General features: G+C 60.7%; 16 protein-coding genes. 7 read left to right on the forward strand and 9 right to left on the reverse strand.

Annotated elements, in window-relative coordinates:
• Window positions 1-62: 62 nt before the first annotated feature.
• On the reverse strand, window positions 63-374 hold the full coding sequence (locus QO005_RS06130) for a DUF1476 domain-containing protein (RefSeq protein ID WP_307157119.1): 312 nt from the start codon (window positions 372-374) through the stop codon (window positions 63-65).
• A 291-nt stretch (window positions 375-665) separates the two neighbouring features.
• On the opposite strand from QO005_RS06130, the gene guaB reads away from it, so the two are divergent.
• The 5 genes from guaB to QO005_RS06160 all read left to right on the forward strand — a co-directional run bounded on the left by guaB (window position 666) and on the right by QO005_RS06160 (window position 7349).
• The gene (gene guaB / locus QO005_RS06135; protein WP_307157120.1) at window positions 666-2156 is read left to right on the forward strand and encodes an IMP dehydrogenase; all 1491 of its coding nucleotides are present in this window, start codon (window positions 666-668) and stop codon (window positions 2154-2156) included.
• A gap of 93 nt (window positions 2157-2249) precedes the next feature.
• On the forward strand, window positions 2250-3125 hold the full coding sequence (locus tag QO005_RS06140) for a dienelactone hydrolase family protein (RefSeq protein ID WP_307157121.1): 876 nt from the start codon (window positions 2250-2252) through the stop codon (window positions 3123-3125).
• 156 nt (window positions 3126-3281) lie between these two features.
• Window positions 3282-4313 carry an alcohol dehydrogenase AdhP gene (adhP, locus tag QO005_RS06145; protein ID WP_307157122.1) on the forward strand — a complete coding sequence of 344 codons (1032 nt, stop codon included), beginning with the start codon at window positions 3282-3284 and terminating at the stop codon, window positions 4311-4313.
• A 631-nt stretch (window positions 4314-4944) separates the two neighbouring features.
• Window positions 4945-6396 carry a methyl-accepting chemotaxis protein gene (locus tag QO005_RS06155; protein WP_307157123.1) on the forward strand — a complete coding sequence of 484 codons (1452 nt, stop codon included), beginning with the start codon at window positions 4945-4947 and terminating at the stop codon, window positions 6394-6396.
• Between the two features lie 311 nt (window positions 6397-6707).
• Window positions 6708-7349 carry a TetR/AcrR family transcriptional regulator gene (locus tag QO005_RS06160; RefSeq protein WP_307157124.1) on the forward strand — a complete coding sequence of 214 codons (642 nt, stop codon included), beginning with the start codon at window positions 6708-6710 and terminating at the stop codon, window positions 7347-7349.
• A gap of 145 nt (window positions 7350-7494) precedes the next feature.
• On the opposite strand, the gene QO005_RS06165 is transcribed toward QO005_RS06160, so the two are convergent.
• Window positions 7495-8448, reverse strand: coding sequence for a LysR substrate-binding domain-containing protein (locus tag QO005_RS06165; protein ID WP_307157125.1), 954 nt, complete (start codon window positions 8446-8448; stop codon window positions 7495-7497).
• A gap of 192 nt (window positions 8449-8640) precedes the next feature.
• Between QO005_RS06165 and QO005_RS06170 the strand changes: the two genes are divergently transcribed.
• Complete coding sequence (locus tag QO005_RS06170) at window positions 8641-8928, forward strand: DUF1127 domain-containing protein (RefSeq protein WP_307157126.1); 288 nt, start codon at window positions 8641-8643, stop codon at window positions 8926-8928.
• Window positions 8929-9316: 388 nt separating this feature from the next.
• On the opposite strand, the gene QO005_RS06175 is transcribed toward QO005_RS06170, so the two are convergent.
• Both QO005_RS06175 and nspC read right to left on the reverse strand, forming a co-directional pair.
• Window positions 9317-10555 carry a saccharopine dehydrogenase family protein gene (locus QO005_RS06175; protein ID WP_307157127.1) on the reverse strand — a complete coding sequence of 413 codons (1239 nt, stop codon included), beginning with the start codon at window positions 10553-10555 and terminating at the stop codon, window positions 9317-9319.
• A gap of 50 nt (window positions 10556-10605) precedes the next feature.
• Window positions 10606-11700 carry a carboxynorspermidine decarboxylase gene (gene nspC / locus QO005_RS06180; protein WP_307157400.1) on the reverse strand — a complete coding sequence of 365 codons (1095 nt, stop codon included), beginning with the start codon at window positions 11698-11700 and terminating at the stop codon, window positions 10606-10608.
• Window positions 11701-12830: 1130 nt separating this feature from the next.
• On the opposite strand from nspC, the gene QO005_RS06185 reads away from it, so the two are divergent.
• The gene (locus QO005_RS06185; protein ID WP_307157128.1) at window positions 12831-13709 is read left to right on the forward strand and encodes a methylenetetrahydrofolate reductase; all 879 of its coding nucleotides are present in this window, start codon (window positions 12831-12833) and stop codon (window positions 13707-13709) included.
• Window positions 13710-13896: 187 nt separating this feature from the next.
• On the opposite strand, the gene QO005_RS06190 is transcribed toward QO005_RS06185, so the two are convergent.
• The 5 genes from QO005_RS06190 to QO005_RS06210 all read right to left on the reverse strand — a co-directional run bounded on the left by QO005_RS06190 (window position 13897) and on the right by QO005_RS06210 (window position 23706).
• Window positions 13897-16020, reverse strand: coding sequence for a tetratricopeptide repeat protein (locus QO005_RS06190; protein ID WP_307157401.1), 2124 nt, complete (start codon window positions 16018-16020; stop codon window positions 13897-13899).
• 26 nt (window positions 16021-16046) lie between these two features.
• Complete coding sequence (locus QO005_RS06195) at window positions 16047-18395, reverse strand: cellulose biosynthesis cyclic di-GMP-binding regulatory protein BcsB (protein ID WP_307157129.1); 2349 nt, start codon at window positions 18393-18395, stop codon at window positions 16047-16049.
• Window positions 18395-20581 carry a UDP-forming cellulose synthase catalytic subunit gene (gene bcsA / locus QO005_RS06200; protein WP_307157130.1) on the reverse strand — a complete coding sequence of 729 codons (2187 nt, stop codon included), beginning with the start codon at window positions 20579-20581 and terminating at the stop codon, window positions 18395-18397. Before bcsA ends, QO005_RS06195 begins: the two co-directional genes overlap by 1 nt.
• Window positions 20582-20750: 169 nt before the next feature.
• Entirely contained in the window at window positions 20751-21671 is a 921-nt protein-coding gene (gene bcsN / locus QO005_RS06205; RefSeq protein ID WP_307157131.1) for a cellulose biosynthesis protein BcsN, read from the reverse strand.
• A gap of 313 nt (window positions 21672-21984) precedes the next feature.
• A complete protein-coding gene (locus QO005_RS06210; RefSeq protein ID WP_307157132.1) occupies window positions 21985-23706 on the reverse strand; it encodes an acetyl/propionyl/methylcrotonyl-CoA carboxylase subunit alpha in 1722 nt (573 codons plus the stop codon).
• Between the last annotated feature and the right edge of the window lie 3 nt (window positions 23707-23709).

Raw genomic sequence — 23709 nt, forward strand, 5'->3', positions numbered from 1 at the left:
AAAAGCAAATAAGGCTCGCCGGTTCCGCACCGGCGAGCCTTCATGCCTCGGTTTTCCTTGCGTTACTGGCTGATATGCATCGCCTCATGGGCTTGCCGCAGCAGTGTCACCATTTTGGACTGAATGGCCTCTTCGCTGACAGAGAGACCCGCGCTCTCGAAATCCTGCTTCAGGCGGGAGGCAATAGCGTCCGGCTTTTCCACGCCGAACTGGCAGAGCGTGCTGGCATAGGCGGTCGGGTCTTCCTTGTTCAGGAGGCTTGCCGCCCACAGGCCGATCAACTTGTTGCGCTGGGCTTCCACCTTGAAGAGGATTTCCTGGTCATGGGCAAACTTCGCCTCAAGGGCGCGCGCGCGCTGTGCAATGGATCTCATGTTTTGTTGTTCCCGACTGGCTTGGCCGCTTGAGTGCGGCATTTTTCGATGCACTCCTTCTTTATAAGCGTCGACTAAATGAACCGTTTTTCCGCTATTTCAAATTTTAATCATTTGCGAAAATGGGAGGATGAACAGGCCGCGATCTGCGAAAACGTGCATTTGCTATTTCCTTCCTGTCATGAACGTGTTACCAGCCCTCGCCAACTTCCAAGCATTTCTTGCAGAAGCGGCCGGAAAAAACTCCCGTTTTCCGGTGGGACTCTGCCTATTCAAACGAAGGAAATTGGCATGGCACGCATCGTAATGTCGGCAACCGGCGCGGAAGCGCTCACCTTTGACGATGTCCTCCTGCAGCCGGGACATTCGGAAATCCTGCCGGGGCAGACCAATATCGCCACCCGCATTGCCCGTGACATCGATCTTTCCCTGCCCATTCTCTCCTCCGCCATGGATACGGTGACGGAAAGCCGTCTGGCGATTGCCATGGCGCAGGCTGGCGGCATCGGCGTCATTCACCGCAACCTCACCCCGATCGAGCAGGCCGAGGAAGTGCGCCAGGTTAAGAAATTCGAGAGCGGCATGGTCGTCAATCCCGTGACCATTCACCCCGATGCGACGCTGGCCGAGGCGCTGTCGCTGATGAAGGCCCATGGCATTTCCGGCATTCCGGTGGTGGAGACCGGCGGGCGTCCGGGCCGTCTGGTCGGCATTCTCACCAATCGCGACGTGCGCTTCGCCTCCGATCCCTCGCAGAAGATCTATGAGCTGATGACGCGGGAAAACCTCGTCACGGTCAAGGAAAACGTCGAACAGCAGGAAGCCAAGCGTCTTCTGCACGCCCACCGCATCGAAAAGCTGCTGGTGGTGGACAATGAAGGCCGTTGCATCGGCCTCATCACCGTCAAGGACATCGAAAAGTCGCAGCTCAACCCCAATGCCGCCAAGGATGCGCAGGGCCGCCTGCGCGTCGCCGCCGCCATTTCCACCGGCGATGATGGCCGCGAGCGCGCCGAGCGCCTGATCGATGCCGGGGTGGACGTGATCGTCGTCGATACCGCCCATGGCCATTCCCAGAAGGTTCTGGATGCGGTGGCCCAGGTCAAGAAGATGTCAAATTCCGTCCGCATCATTGCCGGCAATGTCGCGACGGCTGAGGGAACGCGGGCGCTGATTGAAGCCGGTGCCGATTGCATCAAGGTGGGCATCGGCCCGGGCTCCATCTGCACCACGCGCGTTGTGGCGGGCGTCGGCGTGCCGCAGCTGGCCGCCGTCATGGCTTCGGTGGAAGAGGCCGCCAAGAGCGATATTCCGGTGATTGCCGATGGCGGCATCAAGTTCTCGGGCGATCTGGCCAAGGCCATTGCCGCCGGCGCCTCCGCCGTCATGGTCGGCTCGCTTCTGGCCGGCACCGATGAAAGCCCGGGCGAGGTCTATCTCTACCAGGGCCGTTCCTTCAAGGCCTATCGCGGCATGGGCTCCGTGGGCGCCATGGCGCGCGGCTCGGCAGACCGCTATTTCCAGGCCGAAGTGCGCGACACGCTGAAGCTGGTGCCGGAAGGCATCGAAGGGCAGGTGCCCTACAAGGGGCCGGTTTCCGCCGTGCTGCACCAGTTGGCCGGTGGGCTGAAGGCCGCCATGGGCTATGTCGGCGGCAAGGATATCAAGGACTTCCAGGAAAAGGCCACCTTTGTCCGCATTTCCGGTGCAGGCCTGCGCGAAAGCCATCCGCATGGCGTGACCATCACCCGCGAAAGCCCGAACTATCCCGGCGCTGCCTGATCGATAACCGAGATGTGTCCATCTGCGACCCGCAGCGGCTTGCCCGTCGCTGCGGGTCTTCTATTTTGTGATTTACATAAGAGGAGGACCAGCATGGACAAGCCCGAAATCACCCAGGCGATGATCGACGCCTATGATGAATACACCCATCTGACACTGGATCGCCGCGGCTTCATGGAAAAGCTGACGAGGCTTGCAGGGTCAGGCGCCGCTGCCGCCGCGATTGCGCCGATGCTGGCCGCCAGCAAGGCGCAAGCGGCGCTAACGCCGGACAATGACGAGCGGCTCACCATCGAGCATCTGAGCTGGCCGGGCGCGGGCGGTGAGATGAAGGGCTATTTCGCGAGGCCCAAACAGGCCTCCGCGCCGCTCGGCGGCGTGCTGGTCATCCATGAAAATCGTGGCCTCAACCCGCATATCGAGGATGTTACCCGCCGCATGGCGCTGGAAGGCTTTGCAGCGCTTGCCCCGGATTTCCTGTCTCCGCAGGGCGGCACGCCCGAGGATGAGGACAAGGCGCGCGACATGTTCGCCAAGCTGGACATGGACGTCACCGTGAAAAATGCAGAAAGTGCGCGCGCCTTTCTTGCCAAGCATCAGGGTGTCAACGGCAAGGTGGGCGCGGTCGGTTTCTGCTGGGGTGGCGGTCTCGTCAATCGCCTGGCGGCGGCCTCGCCGGAGCTGAAGGCCGGGGTTGCCTATTACGGCGCGCAGCCGCCCGCCGATCAGGTGCCCGCCATCAAGGCGTCGCTGATGCTGCATTATGCCGGGCTGGACGAGCGGATCAATGCCGGCATCGACGCCTATCGCAAGGCGCTGGAGGCCAATGGCAAGAGCGTCGAGATCTTCGTCTATGACGGGGTCAACCACGCCTTCAACAATGACACCTCGCAGGCCCGCTACAACAAGCAGGCAGCCGATCTTGCCTGGAGCCGGACGGTTGCTTTCCTGAAGAAAAATCTCGCCTGACGTGTCTCATGCCTGCGTCAGCCGCAGCCAATGATCGGCTGCGGCCTTGACGTCAATCAAAGGAATGGCCGCCAATTCCGCTAGACTGCCTTCATGACCGGGGCGTTGCTCCGGGGTGCGATTGTTTTTCAAACCACCAATTTCATGGAGGATACTATGGCTCAGACAATGAAGGCCGCTGTGGTCAGGGAATTCGGCAAGCCGCTGGTCATCGAGGAACTGCCCGTTCCGGAGCCGGGTCCGGGTCAGGTTCTGATCAAGTATGAAGCGACAGGCGTGTGCCATACCGATCTGCATGCCGCCAATGGCGATTGGCCGGTCAAGCCCAACCCGCCCTTCATTCCGGGCCATGAAGGTGTTGGTTACGTGGCAAAGCTCGGGGCCGGGGTGACCCGCATCAAGGAAGGCGACCGGGTCGGCGTGCCGTGGCTGCACACTGCCTGCGGCTGCTGCACCCCCTGCCGCACCGGCTGGGAAACCTTATGCGGTTCCCAGCAGAATACCGGCTATTCCGTCAACGGCACCTTTGCCCAATACGGGCTCGCGGATCCGGATTTTGTCGGCCACCTGCCGGATCATCTGGAATTCGGTCCGGCTGCGCCGGTGCTCTGCGCCGGTGTCACCGTCTATAAGGGCCTGAAGGAAACGGAAGTGCGCCCGGGCGAATGGGTGGTGATTTCCGGTGTCGGCGGCCTCGGCCATATGGCCGTGCAATATGCCAAAGCCATGGGCATGCATGTGGTGGCTGCCGATATTTTCGATGAAAAGCTGGAACTGGCAAAGAAACTCGGGGCCGATCTCACCGTGAATGGCCGGGCGGCAGACGCCATCGAACAGGTGCAAAAGGCAACGGGCGGCGTGCATGGAGCGCTGGTCACGGCGGTCTCGCCCAAGGCCATGGAGCAGGCCTATGGCTTCCTGCGCTCCAAGGGCACCATGGCGCTGGTGGGCCTGCCGCCGGGCTTTATCTCGCTTCCGGTGTTCGACACCGTATTGAAGCGCATCACCGTGCGCGGCTCCATCGTCGGCACCCGTCAGGATCTCGAGGAATCGCTGGTCTTTGCCGGTGAGGGTAAGGTCGCCTCGCATTTCTCCTGGGACCGGCTGGAAAACATCAACGACATTTTCCATCGCATGGAAGAGGGCAAGATCGACGGCCGGATCGTGCTCGACCTGTCGGCGGCTTAAATTATCTTAGAGCATAATCCGACCGGAGTGAAAGGAGGACGAATAAGATTATGCTTAAAAAAGAAAAGGTTAGAGCGCCGATCTGATTCAATCAGATCGAAAAGCGCTCTAACCTCAAATATTCGCGACATTCTCCCCGGTTTCGGTCCGCAGGGCTTGGGCCGGGGAGCTCTTGGCCGGTAACACAGCCTATCCCACTTCATCTGCCAGGCCTGCCGGGTGAAGCCTTTGCATTTCGCAACCTTCTCAGGTTTTGTAGCAAAACAATCCATAAATATATTTTTCCGAAATAAAACTCTTGAAATTCATCAATTTTTCGCCGGATGAATCAGGAATTTACTGCAAAAACGTCCCCGCAAAATTTCCGCGCCGTTTCGATTGTCCTTACGCTGTATTCGTGTGGATGAAAATCTCCTTGCGGGGCGGCCAATCTTAGCAAGCGCCGATTCATTTTGCTTTAACCTGCGCCCACTAAGGGTTGAAATCTGAAATTGTGCAGGCTGACAGCGATATCAACATAAGAGTGGCAAGAATTACAGATCGTCCTTGCCGGGCAGGGGCAAAGCAGCGCTGAGCGCTCAATGCCCACCGGCAAATCATTTTATTCAAAACCTGTTTTAGGACATTGGGCATGGAAAGAATAGAAGATCAGATCAAGACCTGGTCTGCCGACCGGCAGCGTATTGGTGGTGAAGTGAGCGCGGTTCTGGAGCCGGTGCTGAAGTCGGTGCTGCTGAAAGCCTATGCCGCCGTGGGCCAGCCCATGGCCGACCTGCCGAACGAACTCTACCAGACGGAACTGAAGAAGTTCAAACATATCTGCACGGGCGATTTTTCGGAAACCTACTTCCGCAATCAGGCCGAAATTGCCCGCAATGTCGCAAAGACCACCTCCATCACCGGCTATCTGCTCGGCTATTCCACCTATGCCGCCGATCTTCTGACGCAGCTTGTCAAGCGCGCGCGCTGGAAGGGCGGCAAACGCGATGTCTACATCCGCAGCCTGATGGAATCGATCTTTTCCGAGGTGGCTGTCGCCGTTCACTGCGTGATGAGCGATATGGCGGAAGCTGCGGCAAAGGAGCGGGCGGAATTCGATCGCCTTCAGGCCACCGAGGCCGAGGCCGATCGCCTGACGATGGAGGTGCTGAAAAAGGCGCTGACCGCCCTTGCCTCCGGCGATCTCTCCTACAGGGTCACGGACCACCTGCCAGCCAAGAGCGAAACGGCCCGCCTCAACCTCAACCATGCCACCGAGACGCTGGATCTCGCCATGCAGAAGATTTCCGCCACTGTGGAGGATATTCGCAACGGCATGGAGGAGATTGCCACCTCCACCGGCAATCTGTCGCGCCGCACCGAGCAGCAGGCCGCTTCGCTGGAGGAAACCGCAGCCGCCCTTGACCAGATCACCGCCACCGTGCGCCGCACCTCGGAAGGGGCAGTGCAGGCCACGCAAACCGCCTCCAGCGCCCGGCAGGACGCCACCCAATCCGGCCAGATCATGCGCGATGCCGAGGCGGCGATGAGCGAGATTGCCGCAAGCTCCGGCCAGATCAGCCAGATCGTTTCCGTGATCGACGAAATTGCCTTCCAGACCAATCTTCTGGCGCTGAATGCCGGCGTGGAAGCTGCCCGCGCCGGCGATGCCGGCAAGGGCTTTGCCGTGGTTGCCTCGGAAGTGCGGGCGCTGGCGCAGCGCTCCGCCGAGGCCGCCAAGGAAATCCGCAGTTTGATCGCCACCAGTTCCGAACAGGTGCAGCGCGGCGTGACGCTGGTGGAAAGCACCAGCCAGACGCTGGGCGGCATCGTCACAAAGGTGGCGGAGATCGACCGGCTGATTGCCGAAATCGCCTCCTCCGCCGCAGAGCAGGCCAATGGGCTGCGGGAAATCAACAGCGCCGTCAATCAGATGGATCAGGTCACACAGCAGAACGCGGCGATGGTGGAGGAATCCACCGCTGCCGTTTCCGAAATCCGCAACCGCTCGAACGATCTGGCGGCGCTGATCGACCGTTTCTCGCTTTCCGGCCATGCGGTGCAGAGCCAGCAGGCGGTCACGCCACGCCGCTTCGCGGCCTGACGTTTCCGTCGCGGCCTGCTGGCGCGCGTGGTTCGCTCCGAGCTTTGCCTGCTCCCGGAATGGAGCAGGCACTTCCGGCTTGTGCATAACTGAACGCATGCCGGAGATGGTTTTTGTAAAAAGCCGGAAAAATTTATCGAAAATGTGCCGTTTTGTGGCGTTTTGCTTCAATTTGACACGTATTCGCAGGGGTTTTTTGCTGAAAATTTACGAGTTCGCATTAATCAAAAATGAACACCCTTCCCCTACAGCCCCTCTGTGTGTTCCACATGATGCGGAACAATTCCTGACAGTTGGGGAACGGGACGGCAATGAATGGCCCGAAAGATAAATCGCGGATCGAGCCGCGCAAGGAGCCGAAGCAGAAGCGCAGTATCACGCGCTTTCACAGCATTCTCGGTTCTGCGGAAAGTCTGATCGTCGAACACGGCGTTGTTCAGATGAAGATGACGGATATTGCGGCCCATGCAGGCGTGCCTGTCGGTTCCGTCTATCAATTCTTCCCGGAAAAGGCTGCTATTCTCAAGGCTCTGCTCGACCAGCGGCTGGTACGGCTGAAGCAGGATATTGCCAATGGGTTAACGGGCATTGTGGATCGTGACGATGCTCGTGAGCGGGTGATGACCTTCATCGACCATGCCGCCGATGTGCATCGGACCAACGCCATCTACCGGGAGTTATGGGCGGGCATGTCGCTGGATCCGGAATTGCGCCGCGTGCAGTTTCGCGCCCATGAGGAGTTGGGCATACTGGCACTGCGCTTTCTCGAACCGTTTATCAATCACCATGAGAGCGGATGTCGCGAAAGCCGCTTCCTGCTGATTACCATGCTGACGGGATCTGTGCTTCGTTGCGTGGCCGAAGGCCATGACAAGGCGGAATCGCTGCTGGCGGAATGGAAGCTCACCATGTGCGAGATGCTGTTTCCCGAAGAAAGCCTCAAGGCGGCGTGACCTAAAAAGCTTGGTATTTCCAGCAAAAGTGCGCAGCGGTTTTGCGTCCGGAGATACGTGCAACAAAGAGTGTGGCATTTCCAGCAAAAGTGCGAAGCGGTTTTGCGTCCGGAAAGGCGTGAAGCGAGAGGTTTTACCGCTCGTCTCACCAGCCGGGCAGCATATGGCCCGCTTTCAGCCGGGGATAGCCACGGCTGAAGGTCTTGACCTCTCCATCCATGTCGTCCTCCACGGCTGCCGGATTGATATTGTCCAGGCAGGCGGTGATGTGGTCGGTGATGGCGTTGAGCAGGGAAGGGGAAAGGCCGGGCCGCTTCATGATGCCGATCTGCACGGGGGGCAGCGGCGGAAAACCATCCGCCTGCGTCAGCACCTTCATCCCGGTGCGCAGCGCCGATTCCGGCAGGACAGAAACCGCCATGCCCGCCAGCACGGCGGCAGCGACCACGGTGGAGGACCAACTGGTGAACAGGATCTGGTAGTCGCGCCCGTCGGCATCCAGCGCCGAGCAGGCAAGCTGGCGCCAGTTGCAATCCCGCCGCCCGACAGCAAGCGGCACGGCGGCATCGTCCTTGAGCGGGTGGTTGGCCGATGCCACCCAGCAAAGCGGTTCGGTGCGCACCACATCCGATTGCCGCACCTGCGGATTGTGGGTCACGAGCGCGATGTCCAGCTCTCCGCGCGACATCTTCTCGGCCAGGCTCGCCGAGGGTTCGCAGACGATATAAAGCTCCACATTCGGATGGGTCTTGGCAAAGCGGCCGATGATTTCCGGCATGTAGCGGTCGGCATAATCGTCGGGCGTGCCAATCCGCAGCGTGCCCTCCAGACGGTTATCGTCAAAGGCGGCGATGGCCTCGCTATTCAGCCGGATGATCCGGCGTGCATAATTCAACAGCTTCTCGCCCTCTGCCGTCAGCCGGTTGCCGCGCCCGTCCTTGATGAAAAGCTGCTTGCCCACCCGTTCTTCCAGGCGGCGCATCTGCATGGAAACGGCGGACTGCGTCTTGAAGACCCGCGCTGCCGCCTTGGTAAAACTGCCCGTGTCAACAATGGCGGTGAAGGTCTGCAACTGATCGATATCGAGTGGCGCTGACATGGCTGTCTTCCATCAGAATGGTTGATGCTAATTATTAGAAACATTCGTTGGACTGATCAATAGAATTTCCGCATGTTTTCAACTGCAAACCGTCGCCTTCTTCATCGGGACGGCTCCACAAGGCCATCAGCCTTACAAAGAAAACAGGATAAGGCCGCCATGAACCGGGGCCGGTTCCGGAAAAGATGTGTCATGCTGACCGCAGAAAGATTTGGAAAGACCTCGCAAACTGCATCGTTAAGCTTTGTTGTCATGCGCCTCACGGAAAAGGTTTTTGCCTTTGCCCGCAGCCTTCGCAATCGTCGCGCGGTCAGCGGCCTGACGGAGCTCGATGACACGTTGCTTCGGGATATCGGCCTGACACGGGCAGAATTGAACGCGGTGCTCAGCACGGCAGGCCTGTTTGAGGATCCGTCGCGAAAGCTCGCTGTCAAGGCACGAATGCCGAAATATGACCTTGCAGAACCGCCGCTTGGCTGAAATTATGTCTGCGAAACTGCTTATTTAGGTTGAGTTCCGATTTTTATTTCACGCATGCCGGGCTTTTGCAAGCCCTGATGGGCTCCCGGCTGCCATCCATCCCCGCAGGGCTTATGCCAATCCGCCCTGCCGCTTGCCCGGTGACAGTCCCTGTTGCCGGGCTTTTTTATAGAAATTGGCCCCGGCGCTTTCGGGAGACAGGTGAAGGCGGATCTGCCGGAAACAAAGCGGCCCGCATCGCTGCGGGCCGCAAACCGTATCACTACAGCGCCGTGCGCCATATATGGCGCACAAAGGTTCGCTGTAGCATTTTAAATCTGCTGCATAATTTTATCCTTAAATCGATTAGGATTTAAGGAATTATGCAGTAGAATTGCTCTGACCGTGATCAGAATTCGACCGCGCGGTCGCCGTCCTCGTCCTGAATGCGGGTCGGCAGGCCGATCCGGTTCAGCAGGTTGATGAAAGGCTTCGGCGGCAGTTCTTCCACATTGGCCATCTTCCTCACATCCCATTCGCCGGTGGCCACCAGCATGGCGGCGGCAACGGGCGGCACGCCGGCAGTGTAGGAAATGCCCTGGCTGCCCACTTCGTTATAGGCGTCCTTGTGGTCGGCGACGTTATAGATGAAGACGGTCTTTTCCTTGCCGTCCTTGAAGCCCTTGACGTAATCGCCAATGCAGGTTTTGCCGGTATATTCCGGGGCGAGCGATGCCGGGTCGGGCAGGCAGGCCTTCACCACCTTCAGCGGCACCACTTCCGAGCCGTCCGCCAGCTTGACCGGCTGCTCCGAGAGCAGGCCGATCGACTTCAGTACCGTGAAGACGTTGATGTAGTGATCGCCAAAGCCCATCCAGAAGCGCACATTGGCGCCATCCATGTTCTTGGCCAGCGAATGCACTTCGTCATGGCCACAGAGATAGGCCTTGCGCTTGCCCACGACCGGCAGGTCATATTCCTTGCCGATCTCGAACATCTTGTTCACGTTCCACTCGCCATTCTGCCAGGAATAGACGACGCCGGTGAATTCGCGGAAGTTGATTTCCGGGTCGAAATTGGTGGCGAAATACTTGCCATGGCTGCCGGCATTGATGTCGACGATGTCGACATCGGTGACCTTGTCGAGATATTCGTCCTTGGCGAGCCGCGCATAGGCATTGACCACGCCCGGGTCGAAACCGGCGCCGAGAATGGCGGTAATGCCCTTCTCCTCGCATTCGGGCGCCCGCTTCCACTCGTAATTGCCGTACCACGGCGGGGTTTCACAGATCTTGTTCGGCTCTTCGTGGATGGCGGTGTCGATATAGGCGGCACCGGTATCCATGCAGGCGCGCAGCACCGACATGTTCAGGAAGGCTGTGCCGACATTGATGACGATCTGAATGCCGAGCTTGCCGATCAGCGCCTTGGTGGCCTCGATGTCGAGCGCGTTCAGTGCGTGGGCTTCGAAGACGCCCGGCTGCTTCATCGCCTTCTTGTCGTGAACGCTGGCAATGATGGCGTCGCATTTCGCCTTGGTGCGCGAGGCGATATGCAGGTCGCCCAGCACGTCGTTGTTCTGGGCGCATTTATGCGCCACGACCTGGGCGACGCCACCGGCGCCGATGATGAGCACGTTCTTTCGCATGATAGGGACTAACTCCTTATGTCCAATCGTCAGACGCCTTCCTCACAGACTTAGGAAAGGCTTTGTTCATAATCCGTGTAATCGAAGTCACGGACCGTCCTGATGCTGCCATCCAGTTCACGGATGGCGATTGCCGGCATTTTCACGCCGTTGAACCAGTTCTTTTTCACCATTGTATAGCCGGCGGCATCCTGCACGGAGATGCGGTCGCCGATCTTCAAGGGTGCGGGGAATTTGAACTCCCCGAAAATATCGCCTGCCAGGCAGGATTTGCCGCAGATCATGTAGCTGTGTTCGCCTTCGTTCGGCTCGATCTTGGCATTCTCGCGGTAGATCAGAAGATCCAGCATATGCGCTTCGATGGAGCTGTCGACGATGGCAAGGTTCTTGCCATTGTAGAGCGTGTCCAGCACCGTCACTTCCAGCGTCGTTGATTTGGTGATCGAGGCTTCGCCCGGTTCCAGATAGACCTGCACGCCATACTCGCCCGCAAACCGCTTCAGCCGCTCGGCAAACTGGTCGAGCGGGTAATCCTCGCCGGTGAAATGAATGCCGCCGCCAAGGCTCACCCATTCGGCGCGCTTCAGAAGCGGCCCGAATTTCTGCTCGATATCGGCCAGCATCCGGTCGAACAGGCTGAAATCCTTGTTTTCGCAATTGTTGTGGATCATGAAGCCGCTGACGCGGTCCATGACCTTTTCCACCTTGCCCATGTCCCACTCGCCCAGCCGCGAGAAGGGCCGGGCCGGATCGGCAAGATCGAAGGAGGAGGAGGAAACCTGCGGATTGAGGCGCAGGCCGCGCACAATGCCGGACGCCTTCTCGGAAAAACGCTCCAACTGGCTGATCGAATTGAAGATGATCTTGTCGGAATAGGAGATCACTTCCTCGATCTCGTGATCGGCATAGGCCACGCTATAGGCGTGGGTTTCCTTGCCGAAACGCTGGCGGCCCAGCCGCACTTCGTATAGCGAGGACGAGGTGGTGCCGTCCATGTAATCGCGCATGAAATCGAACACGCCCCAGGTGGCAAAGCATTTCAGCGCCAGAAGCGCCTTCGCGCCGGACTTTTCCCGCAACAGCGCAATCTTCTCCATGTTGCGAAGAAGCTTCGTTTTGTCCACCAGGTAGTAAGGGGTCTGCATCGCCACGCCATACCTCTTGTTGAATTCACCGCACTGAATACCGAAGCCGGGCGGATGCGTTTACAGCGCCGTGCGTTTTATCAAACGCACAAAGGACGCTGTAACGCTTTTAATCCGCTGCATAATTTTCACCTTAAATCGATTCCGATTTAAGGAATCATGCAGTAGAACTTGCCTCCCGCCGTGGTACTCTCGTTGTTTTGGAGCCTGCCGTTATCGGTCCGATGCTCTAGGGTCAAAATTCAATCAGGATGGGTGTTCTGCAAGGCGTATTTTGTGTCTGAGTAGGAGGAAAGGTGCAGGAAATGCCGATCATTTTCAAACCTTTCCGACGCCCGCAGACGCAAAATACGCCTTGCCCGAAGGGTTGAGCGGGATGGGCCGCCTGATTGCGAACAATGCTCGACAAGGCCTCAGGGCCTTGCCTTGCGCTTGTTCGCGGCCATTCAATCCCATCCCGTTCAACAGAACACCCATCCTGATTGAGTTTTGACCCTAAAGCACGTTGCGGCTTATCAGCCTCATGCAACGTGCTTTACATTCTTGTTTTAACGCATGTCGTTCTCGCAAAACCGCTGCGCACTTTTGCGCGACATGCTCTAGGGAATTTGCCGGATAAACGCAACCCGGCTCAAGGAAATCCGGCTCACGCGGTCACCGGGTCCACCCCATCTTCCCGTCCTTTTCACCGGCAAATGCTTCAGCCGCATGACAGTCGGCACTATTGGTCTGATTTTGACATTTGCACCCGTTCGCAGCGCCCTCGAGAGCAAATGTCAAAATCTTGAAGACCAATAGCAAATTCTGGATTCTCGTGGGATTTTCGAATTTGACATTTGATCCTCGAGATCGCCGAAAATGGGTATCAAATGGCAAATTCATCCCACGCGACGATGAAAATTCGCAGACCAGATGTCGCAAAAGATTGCGTTTTTCTATTGTTCCGGCTTATACGAAGTGCCATTGAAGATGGCAGTTCGTATTCCTTTTTCGAATATCTCAAGCCATTGATGCATTTGGGATATTCGAGATCTTTCAAGGCGAGGAGGCTCACGCATCTTCGAGCCTTGGTATTAAAGCCCTCTCGCTGACGACAGGCCAGCAGAACGCGCCCTTGATACTGGAGCATCATGGATCAACCGGCCCCCCATTCTCCGCTTTCGCAGGCATCAGCCCTGCCTTGCGGCTCCATTGAGGTGTTGCCGCGCACGGCAGCGGCCATTGCCGATTTCCGCAGCCTGCTTGCCCCCGGCACGCGCATCTATATCGCGCATGTGCATGGAACGCCGGTGGATGACATGGTGAAGACGGCGACGCGCCTTCGCGGGGAGGGCTTTGCCGTCATGCCGCATATTCCGGCCCGCTCCATCGGCGGCCCGGAAGACTTGCAGCTATTGCTCACCCGCTACCGGCAGGAAGCGGATGTGCGCGAGGCTCTGCTGCTCGGCGGTGGCGCCACCAGCCCGGCGGGCCGTTTCACCAGTTGCCGGGACATGCTGGAAACCGGCCTCTTCGAAGCCCTTGGCTTTGAGAGGTTGCATGTGGCAGGTCATCCGGAGGGCAATCGCGATATCGACCCCGACGGCTCGACCGGCGAGGCGGATCGGGCGCTCTTCTGGAAACAGGATTATGCCCGCCGCACCGGCATCGCCATGGCCATTATCACCCAGTTCGCCTTCGAACCCACCTGTTTCATCACCTGGAGCGAGCGGATCGCCGCGCTCGGCATCACTCTGCCGGTGCATGTGGGGCTGGCTGGCCCGACCAAGCTGCAGACACTGATCAAATATGCCATCGCCTGCGGTGTCGGCCCCTCGCTCAAGGTTTTGCAAAAGCGCGCGCTGGATGTGCGCAGGCTGCTGACCCCCTTCGAGCCGACGGAGCTTGCCGGGGCACTGACGGCCTACAAACAGGCCAATCCTGAAAGCCTCATCTCAGCCGTGCATCTCTTTCCGCTCGGCGGCATAGACCCTGCCGCCCGGTGGATGTCCGCACATCCTACTGCATAATTCCTTAGATCCTGATCGATTTATACGAAGAGTCATTGAAAATGACTCTTCGTATTCCCTTTTCGAATATCTCAAGCCCCTGACGCAATTGAGATATTCGAAATTCTTTCAAGGCGAGGATGCGTGAGCATCTTCGAGCCTTGGTATTAGGGATAAAATTATGCAGCAGATATAAAGCGTTATAGTCTTACCTGATCCCGGCCTGTTCATCATAGGCTTCGCGGGCGTCGTTCAACCCGCGTGAGGCTTCGGCATTGCCGGTGGCGGCGGCGGCTTCAAAGATGCGGATGGCATCGCCATAGCGCTTCAGGCCCATATAGCTATAGCCGCGCAATACCATGAGATCGATGCGCTCCGGCGCAAGCTGCGCCCGTTGGTCGAGCAGCAGCAGCGCATTGGCATAGAGTTTCGAGCTATAGGCGGCAATGGCGCGGTCGGAGAGAATGGCCGCCTGCAGTTCCCGCGCCCGCTGCGGTGACAGCGGCGCGCGCGTGGCCGCCACTGCCGCCTTGCCGGTGAGCCCAAGCCGCAGATAGGCAAGGCTGAGACCATAGGCGGCGTCCGACCGTTCCGTGGCGGCTGTGCTCGTCAGGGCCTGTTCGAAGGCTGCCGTTGCCTCCAGCGGGCGATTGAGGCGCATCAGGCACCAGCCCGCGGCAAGCTGCGCGCCGGTGCTGGCAGCTTTCCCGTCGCAGCCATTGGCGGAAACGGGCCTTGCCGCCTCGCGCCGCGCCGAAGCTTGCGCCATGGCGGAGGTTTCGGCCACGGCCTCGGTCTTGTGGGCTCGCGCGCGTTCCGTGCGGGCCGTGGCCGGTTTGCTGACGGGGCGTTCGGTCTCTGCCTCCACGCCGATAGCCGCGATCCGCTCCGAGCGTGCGGCCCATTGCCGTTTCAGCGCCTCAAGCGCGGCCAGATTTTTCTGCTGGTCGAAGGTCAGCGCCAGACCATAGGCAGATGGCTCGTCATCGGCCTTCCAGGAAAGGGCGGTTTCGAACCAGCGACGAGCGGCTTCATTCTGGTTCAGCCCACGGGCATACCAGCCGAATTGCTGGGCGGTGGCCGCATCGCGGCCTTCCATCGTTGCCTGCGAGATGCGCGCCAGCACATCCTGCGCCAGAAGCGGTGGCGGGTCCTTGGCGAGCAGGTTGGCCGTGGCGGCAAAATAGGTGGCGCGGCTGTCATTATTGGTGTTGCGCCAACGGTAGAGCGCATCCTCGGCCTGATCATAGGCCTTGCGCTCGATCAGCGTCAGCGCCAGCCCCTGCGCCGCATCGGCATTGGGGCTGCGGTCGTTGGACAGGCGAAACCAGCGCTCGGCCTCCGCCATGTCCTTGCGGCGGAAGGTGTACCAGCCCAGCAGCGTCGCATCGCCGGCATTGCCTGCCTGGGCCGTGGTCTTCAGCCGGTTGAGATAGCTCTCCGCCACGGTCAGGGTCGTTTCCGTCCCGCCTTCCGCTACGAAATGACGGGCCAGATCGTCGCGAATGGGATCGAACTCACGCCCGCCGCCGGAGGCCGGTTTTTCGAGCGCCAGCAGGTCCTGCATCGGCCCGTAGGGAAGCAGCGTCATGGCCTTCTGCACCGTCGCCAGCCGCTCCGGCTCGGCCTGACAGCTTTTCAAAACGTAGCGATAGGCATCTAGCGCCCGTGACGGACGCTCGGTGCGGGCAAAGGCTTCGGCCACCCGCCACAGAACATCGACATCGTTACAATTCAACAGGCTGGGCGTAGCGGCGGCCTTGGTGATCACCTCCTCATACCGGCCCTTGTCGGAGGCATCGATGATCGCCATGCGGCTTTCGGCGGCGGCCAGCCGGTCCAGCAGATCCTGCGGCGGCGTCCAGCCGGGTTCCGCCGCCAGCCGGTCGCCGATCATCTTGCGTACTTCGCCATAGCGGCCTTCGGAATAAAGCCGCCACAGCGTTTCCAGTTGCGGATCGGGATTGGCGGGCACCGCCAGCGGATCGGCGGGCGGCTGCCAATTGGGGTAAAGCGTCTTCAACCGGCTGATTTCGGCCTGCAGCCGGGCGGTATCGCCCCGGGCCGCGAAATAGCGCAGCGCGCTTTCATCCACCTGCGGCTGGGCGGCGGCGGGCGGCTGCGCTCCGCCCTGCGGCTGCGGGGCGGGCTGGGTGCCACGCATCGGCGAAGGATCGGCCTGCGCCAGCATCTGGAAGCCCGGTTCCTCGGCGCCCTTGTCATGGCCGGGGCTCAGATCCAGTTCCTGCGCCAGCGCCGGGGAGACGGCAAGCACCAGCCCGGCCATGACGCTCCACCACTGGCTCCGCATTCTCAGCCGAGAGGCCGTCATCACCCTGTCTTTCCTGCCAGCCTGTCTCATGAGGGCCTCCCCAGACGGCGCAGGAGGAAGGCCATGAAGGCGCCGAACAGCATGGCAAGCAGGACAAGGCCGAAGGCATAGAACAGAATGTTCGAGGACAGCCAGTTGGCGGCGATCAGCCGGTAATTGGTCAGGGTCGCATTCATCGGTTTTTCCAGCCGTTCCGGCAGCCCGGGCCGGGTTTCGATGGCGCCGGTGCGGGCGGAATAGGTGACGATGGCTCCACTCAGTTCCTCCCAGTCCTTGAGGCTCGCCATGGCCTGCATGCCGCGGTTCAGGTCGCTGGCATCGGGGGCGGAAATCACCGTCCAGTGCCGGCTGCCTTCGGGGCTCGGCCCCTGGGCAATCAGGAAGCTTTCGAGCGCGCCCGGTGTGAATTCGGGACGGCTGCCTGGCAGGAAATGGAAGGCGGAGCCGGAAATGTCGAAATTGCGCTGCATCCAGGCTTCCAGCGCCCGGAGCCTGCTCTGGATCAGGCCGCCGCTGACCTTCGAGCGCCAGTCATCGAGGTTCACCTGCTCCTCGCTGCCGCGGCTTTCGGTGGAGGAGCCCTTCCAGCTTGATGCACTTTCGGCGGCAATGCCCACACGGGTCAGGACGCGGGCGGGCATCTGGCCGATGGAGCCGATGAAGATCGCATCCCGCTCGCCAATGGCCTGTGGGGCATTCACCAGTTCGAAGCGCAGCGGCTCGCCCGCCGCCATGGCCAGCCGCCCCAGAAAGGTTGCGGCGGCAGCCAGCGTATCGCTATCGGTCCTATCCAGGAAAAGCGCCAGCGGCTCGCTCAAATCGGCATAGGGCCAGCCGGTGCCAGCGGTTGCCGCCAGATTGGGCGAGCGGCCGATGCGCGCAAATTCCGGCATGACGAATTGCGAGGTATCGAACAGCGCAAACCGGGGAGCCGCCTTGGCGGCATTGCCCGGCAGGCAGGCCGCGCCGGGCCGGTTCAACAGATTGGCCTCCAGCGTTACGTGATTGAGCCCCGGCTTGAAATGCCTGAGCGTGACGCGCACCGGAAAACGGGTGAACAACCCGCCGCGTGTCGAGGTGATCGGCACGGTGGTGGCAATGCGGTCATTGACATAGATATCGATATGGCTACCCGGTCCGACATCGGCGGTATAGGCGGCATCCAGCAGGATTTCCGCTTCGCCATAGGCATTGGCATAGAAATCGGCGGGCACGGCAACGTTGAAGCCGGTGCGGTAGCGGCTGCCGGAAAATTCGGCACTTTCCACCCCAAGTTCGGAAAAGCGAAGGCTGCGCGGACCCGTCAGCAGCGGCGCGTCCGGCTCGCTCCAGCGCGCGGTGGACATGACGTCGCGGCTGTTGGTGTCAGGACGGCGATAGGTGCTGACCAGCGCATCGGCCGCCGAGGCAATGGCCGCCCAGGTGGGGCCGCTCAGCACCAGGATCGGCCGTCCGGTCTTCGGATCGTTGATATAGGCCGCTCCGGCACTGAGCCGCGTGGCGGCGGGAAGCGAGGGCAGGGCAGGCGCCAGTTCCTCCGGCGTGCCCACGGCCACCACCAGCGTGCCGGGGGTGGCGTCCGGCAGCTGGTCGCGGCTGAACTCCATCCGAGTATTGGGCATGGCGCCGAGGACGGAAAGCCCCTCGGCCAGCGTCAGCAGCGGGCGGCTGGTGCCCGGTTGCCCGAGGCTCGGGACAAAGAAGGAAAACCGCGTCTCGCCCTTGGCATCGACACCGATGGCGCGCAACACGTCCGGCGCGTTGATGCGGCTGCCAGGGGCGCCGGAAAAGTCGAGATAGGTGCCCTGTGCCGCGATCTTCGTCCACAATTCGTAGGTGGCGGGAATATCGCAATCGGTCCGGTGCCGCTGGCTGACGGCAAAGGTCAGGCTGTTGCCGCCAGGGCGCAAAAGGCCTGCCGGAATGTCGAAACGGAGCGTTTCGAATTTGGCGGAGGAACGGATCTGGCTCTCGCCGATCGGGCGGTTGTTGACGAGAACCGTCAGCTTCGAGGCCTCGGGCGCCACCAGCACGGCATTCTGGTAGCTCAGGACGAAATGGGATGGCGAGGCTGCCTCCTCCTGCGTCAGATAGACGCTCCAGGATTGACGGTCATATTCGCCGGTGAGGTTCAGTTCCGCTGCCGGGATGACATAGCGTTGCGTCCGGCCCGGCTGGGCTGGAGCGGCTTGCGTGGCGACGGGCTGTTGCTGGGGCTGCGGTGCGGCCTTGCCGGCAGGCTCAGGCGACACGGCTGCGGGCGGCAGTTGCTGCCGCTCGGGTGACATGTCGAAAGGCTGCGATGTCTCAGCCAGAACCGGCCCGGCCAGAAGACCGGAAAGCGCAAGGCAGAGGCAGAGGGAGGCAGGACGCATCACGGCTTGGCCCCCTCATGCGCGCCAGCATTGTCCTTCGGGCGCAGCGTCCGCACCAGATAGGCCAGTCCCCGGCTGGTCTGGAACAGCGCCATGCCCAGGAACCACACGGTGCCGCGAATGATCCCCGGATTGCGGCGGCGGGATTTCTGGAAGTCGCTCCACTGGTCGGAATTGGCAAAGATGAGATCGACGATCTGGCGATGGTCCTTGGCGCTTTGCGGCAAATACTGGCAGCCCAGCGCCAGGATTTCTCCCTGCTGTTCGGTATTGCGGATGACGAGCGGCAAAGTGGCCATCTCGTCGCGCCCATGCAGCTGCATGCGGATCTCGGCAATCGCGCCGGCCTGCATTTGCGAAAACTGCCGGCTGAAGACATTGAGCCTTGCGCCGCGCACCGAGACATCCTCGATGGAGGCAGGCGACCATTGGCCGTTGAAGCCGAATTCGCAGCGCCGCCGCACCCGGATGCGGCGGCTCGAGGCCCGTTCGCCGCGCTCGGACACCACCCCCAGCGCACAGCCGGCGAGAATGAGGTTGATCATGTTCCAGCCGCCCACCACCAGCGTCACATCGGCCTTATAGGGCTCGGCATAGATGCGGTAGACGGTGATCGCCACCGCGATAAGCTGGGCGGCAAAGATGACGAAGAAGGGCCGGCTGATTTCCGAAAGGCGGCTGGTGGCAACCGATTCGTCCTTGGCGGTGACCTTGAAAGTCGGCTTTTTCGGGTTCAGCACCACGGAGACGATGGCCGGCAGGAGATGCACGGTCTGCACATATTCATAGAGTTCGGAAATCCACGGCCAGCGGAACGACCCGTAGAGATAGTTCTGCATCATCAGGTTCACCAGCATATAGGCCAGCGTATAGGCCATGAACTCGCCGCCGGAGGCGGTGAAGATCTGCAGGTCGAACAGCAGGTAGAAGAGCGGCGCAAACAGAAAGATCGTGCGCGGAAAGGGAAAGAGCCAGAACAGCGTCGATGACATGTAGCACAGCCGCTGCGGCAGGCTGAGCCCCCGCTTCAGCAGCGGAAAGCGGAAGCGCAGGATCTGCATCATGCCCTGGGCCCAGCGGCTGCGCTGGCCGATGAAGCTGGCAAAGGTGGCTGGTTGCAGACCGGCAATCAGCGGCTTGTCGACATAGACGCTGTTCCAGCCTGCGCTGTGCAGCGCCAGCGCCGTCTCACAGTCTTCGGTGATCGAAATGCCGCTGAAGCCTTCCGTCGCATCCAGCGCCTTGCGCGACAACACCGCCGCCGAGCCGCAGAAGAAGGCGGCGTTCCACTTGTCCAGCCCGCGCTGGATGATGCCGTAAAACATCTCGTTTTCGCTGGGCATGGTGTCGAAGGTCTGGAGATTGCGCTCCAAGGGGTCCGGATTGATGAAGAAATGCGGCGTCTGCACCAGGAACAGCTTCGGGTCTTCGGCAAAATAGCCCACCGTTTCCTTGAGGAAATCGCGGGCGGGCGCGTGGTCGGCGTCGAAAACGGCGATCAGTTCGCCCGTGGAATGTTTCAGGCCGTTGTTGAGATTTCCGGCCTTGGCGTGCTCATTGCGGTCGCGGGTCAGGTAATTCACCTGCAGTTCCCGGCACAATTCCTGCAATTCGGCATGACGGGCTGCGGCAAGCCCGGCATCTTGCAGGTCGTGCGCATTGCGTTTTTGCAGCGTGCCGCCATCGTCCAGCAGCCAGACGGTCAGCTTGTCCTCCGGGTAATCCATGGCCTTGGCCGCGGCAAGCGTGTTGGCCAGAAGATGCGCATCCTCGTTATAGGACGGCACGAAGACGTCGACGGAGGGGAAGTGGTCGAGCTTCTGCTTGCGCGAGGGCCGCGAGGGCAGGGGGAGCGCCACGATGAACAGGCTGAGACCCAGCATCAGCACGTTATACATTTCCGCCAGATAGAGCAGGATGCCGGGAATGAAGTTTTCCGGCTGGCTGATGGGCGGAATGGTGCTGGTGCTGCGCCAGTAGACATAGCGCAGCACGATGACGGCACCGAAGCAGAGCGCGATCAGCCGCCAGACACCACCGGCCTTCAGGATCTTGATGATGGCCATCACCGTTACCACGGCAATGCTGGCAATCAGCTGCGTTTGCAGGCTGACCGGCAAGGTCGCCAGAAACAGCAGGCAAAAAGCCGCCAGCGCCGCCATCACCGAGTTCAAGATCAACTGCATTCGATCCGCTCCTCTTGCCGGTTCCGGCGCGGTTTACTCCGTGCCCTTCCGGCCGGCAGCTCATGCTGCCGTGTGTCTGCAGGTCCGGGCGCGCGGATCTCTCCCCGCCCTGACCTTGCGAAATTTTCTTGATCACGAATGGGGCCGAAGCCCTTTCGTGATGGACATGTCATTTTTCCGGCGGCATCGGTACCATCACCGTGCCGCCTGCGCTCGCAGGCTTTACCCCTGCCGCTGGAACTGTCTGGCCGGTCGCCGGGCCGGGCAGGGGAACGGCAGGCCCTCTCAGTGCCGGTTCCATCATGCTCTGCGGCACGGCTGCGGCTGTGATCGGTTTTGCCTGCCGCACCACCGTAGGGGCCGGGATCGAGGCTGTGGCGGCAGGGTCCGGGGAGGGCTGGAAGGCCGCTGACATCGGCTGTACCGTGCCGGTGAGCACGGCTTCTGCCGATTTCGGCTTGCCATAGGGGTTCCAGGCTTCCGAGCCATAGCCGCCGGTAATGGTGTAGCCGAGCATGGTCTTCAAAAGCTCGCTCTCTCCCGCCAGCCGGTCGCACAGCCGGGCGCGGACCTGGACGATGCCGAGATTGCCAAGCGACGAGCGCAGATTTTCCGGGCTGCGGATCTGCTGCCAGCCATAAATGCAGGTATCGCCGCTCGGCCCTTTGCCGGAGGCGTAGCCGAACGGGCCGTAACTGTTCTGCACGAAAAGCGCCGATGGCTGCCTCGCCACGCCATTGGTAGCATTATAGGCTTCGTTTTGCAGGCGCGCCTGCGTAAAGCGGCGATAGCTGCTATTGTCCGACGGGTCGGCGCCGTAGAGCTTCACATCGAGATAATTCTGCCCCGGCACCGCGGACTGCGTATCCAGCAACACGCGCTGCTCGGTTACATTGGTGCCACGCTTTTCGATCACTCCTTGAACGCCATGGCTGCCCGGCGGCGGCAGGATCATGGCCTGATCAGCCTCCACCAGCCGCGCACCCTGCAATGGCCGGGCGGCGTCGGTGCTGGCACAGCCTTGCAGCAACAGCACCAGAAGGGCTGCTGCCGGTAAAGCGTGCTGACGGGGTGATGATGGGGCTTTCATGCCGTCCGCCTGCTGTGTTCTCGATCACGACGAACGAGGATTGTTCTCAGTCCGAATCCTTGCTGTCGCAGCGATCCTTAAATAGTTTCAGTGATTCCTAAAACACGAAGTCTCCAAGACCACCATCTCTACGTATGTTATGGTTAACTAATGGTTAACACCAACCTTCCAACGGAGGGAGAGGCGGGATGTTTTTCAGACGCAAAACGTGTGGACAAGGTGATTCACAAAGGATGACGACGCGAAAAAGCCGCCCTTTGAAGGGGCGGCTCGTAACGGCTGATCACCTGACGCCGTTTTTATCACGAAAATGTCAGATGATTCGCGCGACGACCTCGCCCGCTGCCAGATAGCTTCCTTCGACGGCCTGACGGTGGAACACCCCATCACGCGCGGCAAAAACCTGCGTTTCCATTTTCATGGCCTCCATCACCGCCAGCAGATCACCCTTGGCGACCGCGGCCCCATCCTCTGCCTTATAGGCCTGGAGCGTGCCGGAAACCGGGGCCGTCACGGCATCCGCTGACGGAGCGCCCGCCGGTGCAGCGGCAGGGGCCGCGGTCAGGTTGCCCCTGCCTGCCAGCAGACCCGCCGGAAGACCAATGCGGTGACGCTTGCCGTCGATTTCGATGTCCATCCGCATCAACCCGTCATCCGCAACGGGCTCAGGCCGTGCCATTGCGTCCAGATGTCCGGCAAAATCCGTCTCGATCCAGCGGGTATGCACCTTGAAGCCGTCTTCGCCAGTAAAGTCCTTTTCCTCCAGCACGGCGCGGTGGAAGGGCAGAACGGTCGCCACGCCGTCGATGGTGAACTCCTTGAGCGCCCGCCTTGCCCTTTGCAATGCCTGTTCGCGGGTCGCGCCGGTCACGATCAGCTTGGCGACGAGGCTGTCGTAAAGCCCTGGAATGGTGGAGCCGCTCACCACGCCGCTATCGAGGCGAATGCCGGGACCGGAAGGCGCATCGAAAACCGCAATCTTGCCCGGCGTCGGCAGGAAGCCCCGACCGGGGTCTTCGGCATTGACGCGGAATTCGATGGCATGGCCGCGCGGTACGGGCGTCTCGGTGATGCTGAGCGGCAGCCCCTCGGCGATGCGGAACTGTTCGATGACCAGATCGGTGCCGGTGGTTTCTTCCGTCACCGGATGCTCCACCTGCAGCCGCGTATTGACCTCCAGGAAGGAAATCGTGCCATCGACGCCCAGCAGGAATTCCACCGTACCGGCTCCGGTATAGCCCGCTGCCGCGCAGATGGCCTTGGCCGCCGAATGAATTTTCTGCCGCTGCGCCTCGCTGATGAAGGGGGCAGGGGCCTCTTCCACCAGTTTCTGGTTGCGCCGTTGCAGCGAACAATCCCGCGTGCCCATCACCACGACATTGCCATGGGTATCGGCCAGAATCTGCGCCTCGATATGGCGCGGACGGTCAAGAAACCGCTCCAGAAAACATTCGCCCCGGCCAAAGGCAGCCGTTGCCTCGCGCACGGCGGACCCGTAAAGCTCGGCCACCTCTTCCAGCTTCCAAGCCACTTTCAACCCGCGCCCGCCGCCGCCATGGGCGGCCTTGATCGCGACGGGAAGGCCGTATTGTTCTGCAAAGGCAACGACTTCGGCAGCCGATGAAACGGGGCCGTCGCTGCCCGCCACCAGCGGCGCGCCGACTTGTTTTGCAATGTCACGCGCCTTCACCTTGTCGCCCAAGGCTTCGATCACCTCCGGCTTCGGGCCGATCCAGATCAACCCGGCATCGAGAACGGCTTTCGCGAATTCCGCCCGCTCGGAGAGAAAGCCATAGCCGGGATGCACGGCATCGGCGCCGGAGCGTCTGGCAATGGCGATCAGCTTTTCAATATCGAGATAGGTTTCCGCCGGGCGGCTGCCGGAAAGCCCATAGGCCTCATCGGCATGTTTGACGAACAGTGCCTCGGCGTCGGGATCGGCATAGACGGCCACCGATTGCAGCCCATAATCCCGGCAGGCGCGGATGACGCGCAGCGCGATCTCGCCGCGATTGGCGATCAGCACTTTCTTCATGGA

It is taken from the genome of Allorhizobium paknamense (genome assembly GCF_030815125.1).
GTDB lineage: Bacteria > Pseudomonadota > Alphaproteobacteria > Rhizobiales > Rhizobiaceae > Allorhizobium > Allorhizobium paknamense.

What these genes read in the sequence shown, in the direction of transcription:
- QO005_RS06170 (WP_307157126.1), top strand. Translation starts at nt 8,641, where the DNA reads ATGCTGACCGCAGAAAGATTTGGAAAGACCTCGCAAACTGCATCGTTA.
- nspC (WP_307157400.1), bottom strand. Translation starts at nt 11,700, where the DNA reads ATGCAGACCCCTTACTACCTGGTGGACAAAACGAAGCTTCTTCGCAAC.
- QO005_RS06210 (WP_307157132.1), bottom strand. Translation starts at nt 23,706, where the DNA reads ATGAAGAAAGTGCTGATCGCCAATCGCGGCGAGATCGCGCTGCGCGTC.
- QO005_RS06195 (WP_307157129.1), bottom strand. Translation starts at nt 18,395, where the DNA reads ATGCGTCCTGCCTCCCTCTGCCTCTGCCTTGCGCTTTCCGGTCTTCTG.
- QO005_RS06140 (WP_307157121.1), top strand. Translation starts at nt 2,250, where the DNA reads ATGGACAAGCCCGAAATCACCCAGGCGATGATCGACGCCTATGATGAA.
- QO005_RS06165 (WP_307157125.1), bottom strand. Translation starts at nt 8,448, where the DNA reads ATGTCAGCGCCACTCGATATCGATCAGTTGCAGACCTTCACCGCCATT.
- QO005_RS06130 (WP_307157119.1), bottom strand. Translation starts at nt 374, where the DNA reads ATGAGATCCATTGCACAGCGCGCGCGCGCCCTTGAGGCGAAGTTTGCC.
- QO005_RS06185 (WP_307157128.1), top strand. Translation starts at nt 12,831, where the DNA reads ATGGATCAACCGGCCCCCCATTCTCCGCTTTCGCAGGCATCAGCCCTG.
- QO005_RS06175 (WP_307157127.1), bottom strand. Translation starts at nt 10,555, where the DNA reads ATGCGAAAGAACGTGCTCATCATCGGCGCCGGTGGCGTCGCCCAGGTC.
- bcsN (WP_307157131.1), bottom strand. Translation starts at nt 21,671, where the DNA reads ATGAAAGCCCCATCATCACCCCGTCAGCACGCTTTACCGGCAGCAGCC.
- QO005_RS06190 (WP_307157401.1), bottom strand. Translation starts at nt 16,020, where the DNA reads ATGACGGCCTCTCGGCTGAGAATGCGGAGCCAGTGGTGGAGCGTCATG.
- QO005_RS06155 (WP_307157123.1), top strand. Translation starts at nt 4,945, where the DNA reads ATGGAAAGAATAGAAGATCAGATCAAGACCTGGTCTGCCGACCGGCAG.
- guaB (WP_307157120.1), top strand. Translation starts at nt 666, where the DNA reads ATGGCACGCATCGTAATGTCGGCAACCGGCGCGGAAGCGCTCACCTTT.
- QO005_RS06160 (WP_307157124.1), top strand. Translation starts at nt 6,708, where the DNA reads ATGAATGGCCCGAAAGATAAATCGCGGATCGAGCCGCGCAAGGAGCCG.
- adhP (WP_307157122.1), top strand. Translation starts at nt 3,282, where the DNA reads ATGGCTCAGACAATGAAGGCCGCTGTGGTCAGGGAATTCGGCAAGCCG.
- bcsA (WP_307157130.1), bottom strand. Translation starts at nt 20,581, where the DNA reads ATGCAGTTGATCTTGAACTCGGTGATGGCGGCGCTGGCGGCTTTTTGC.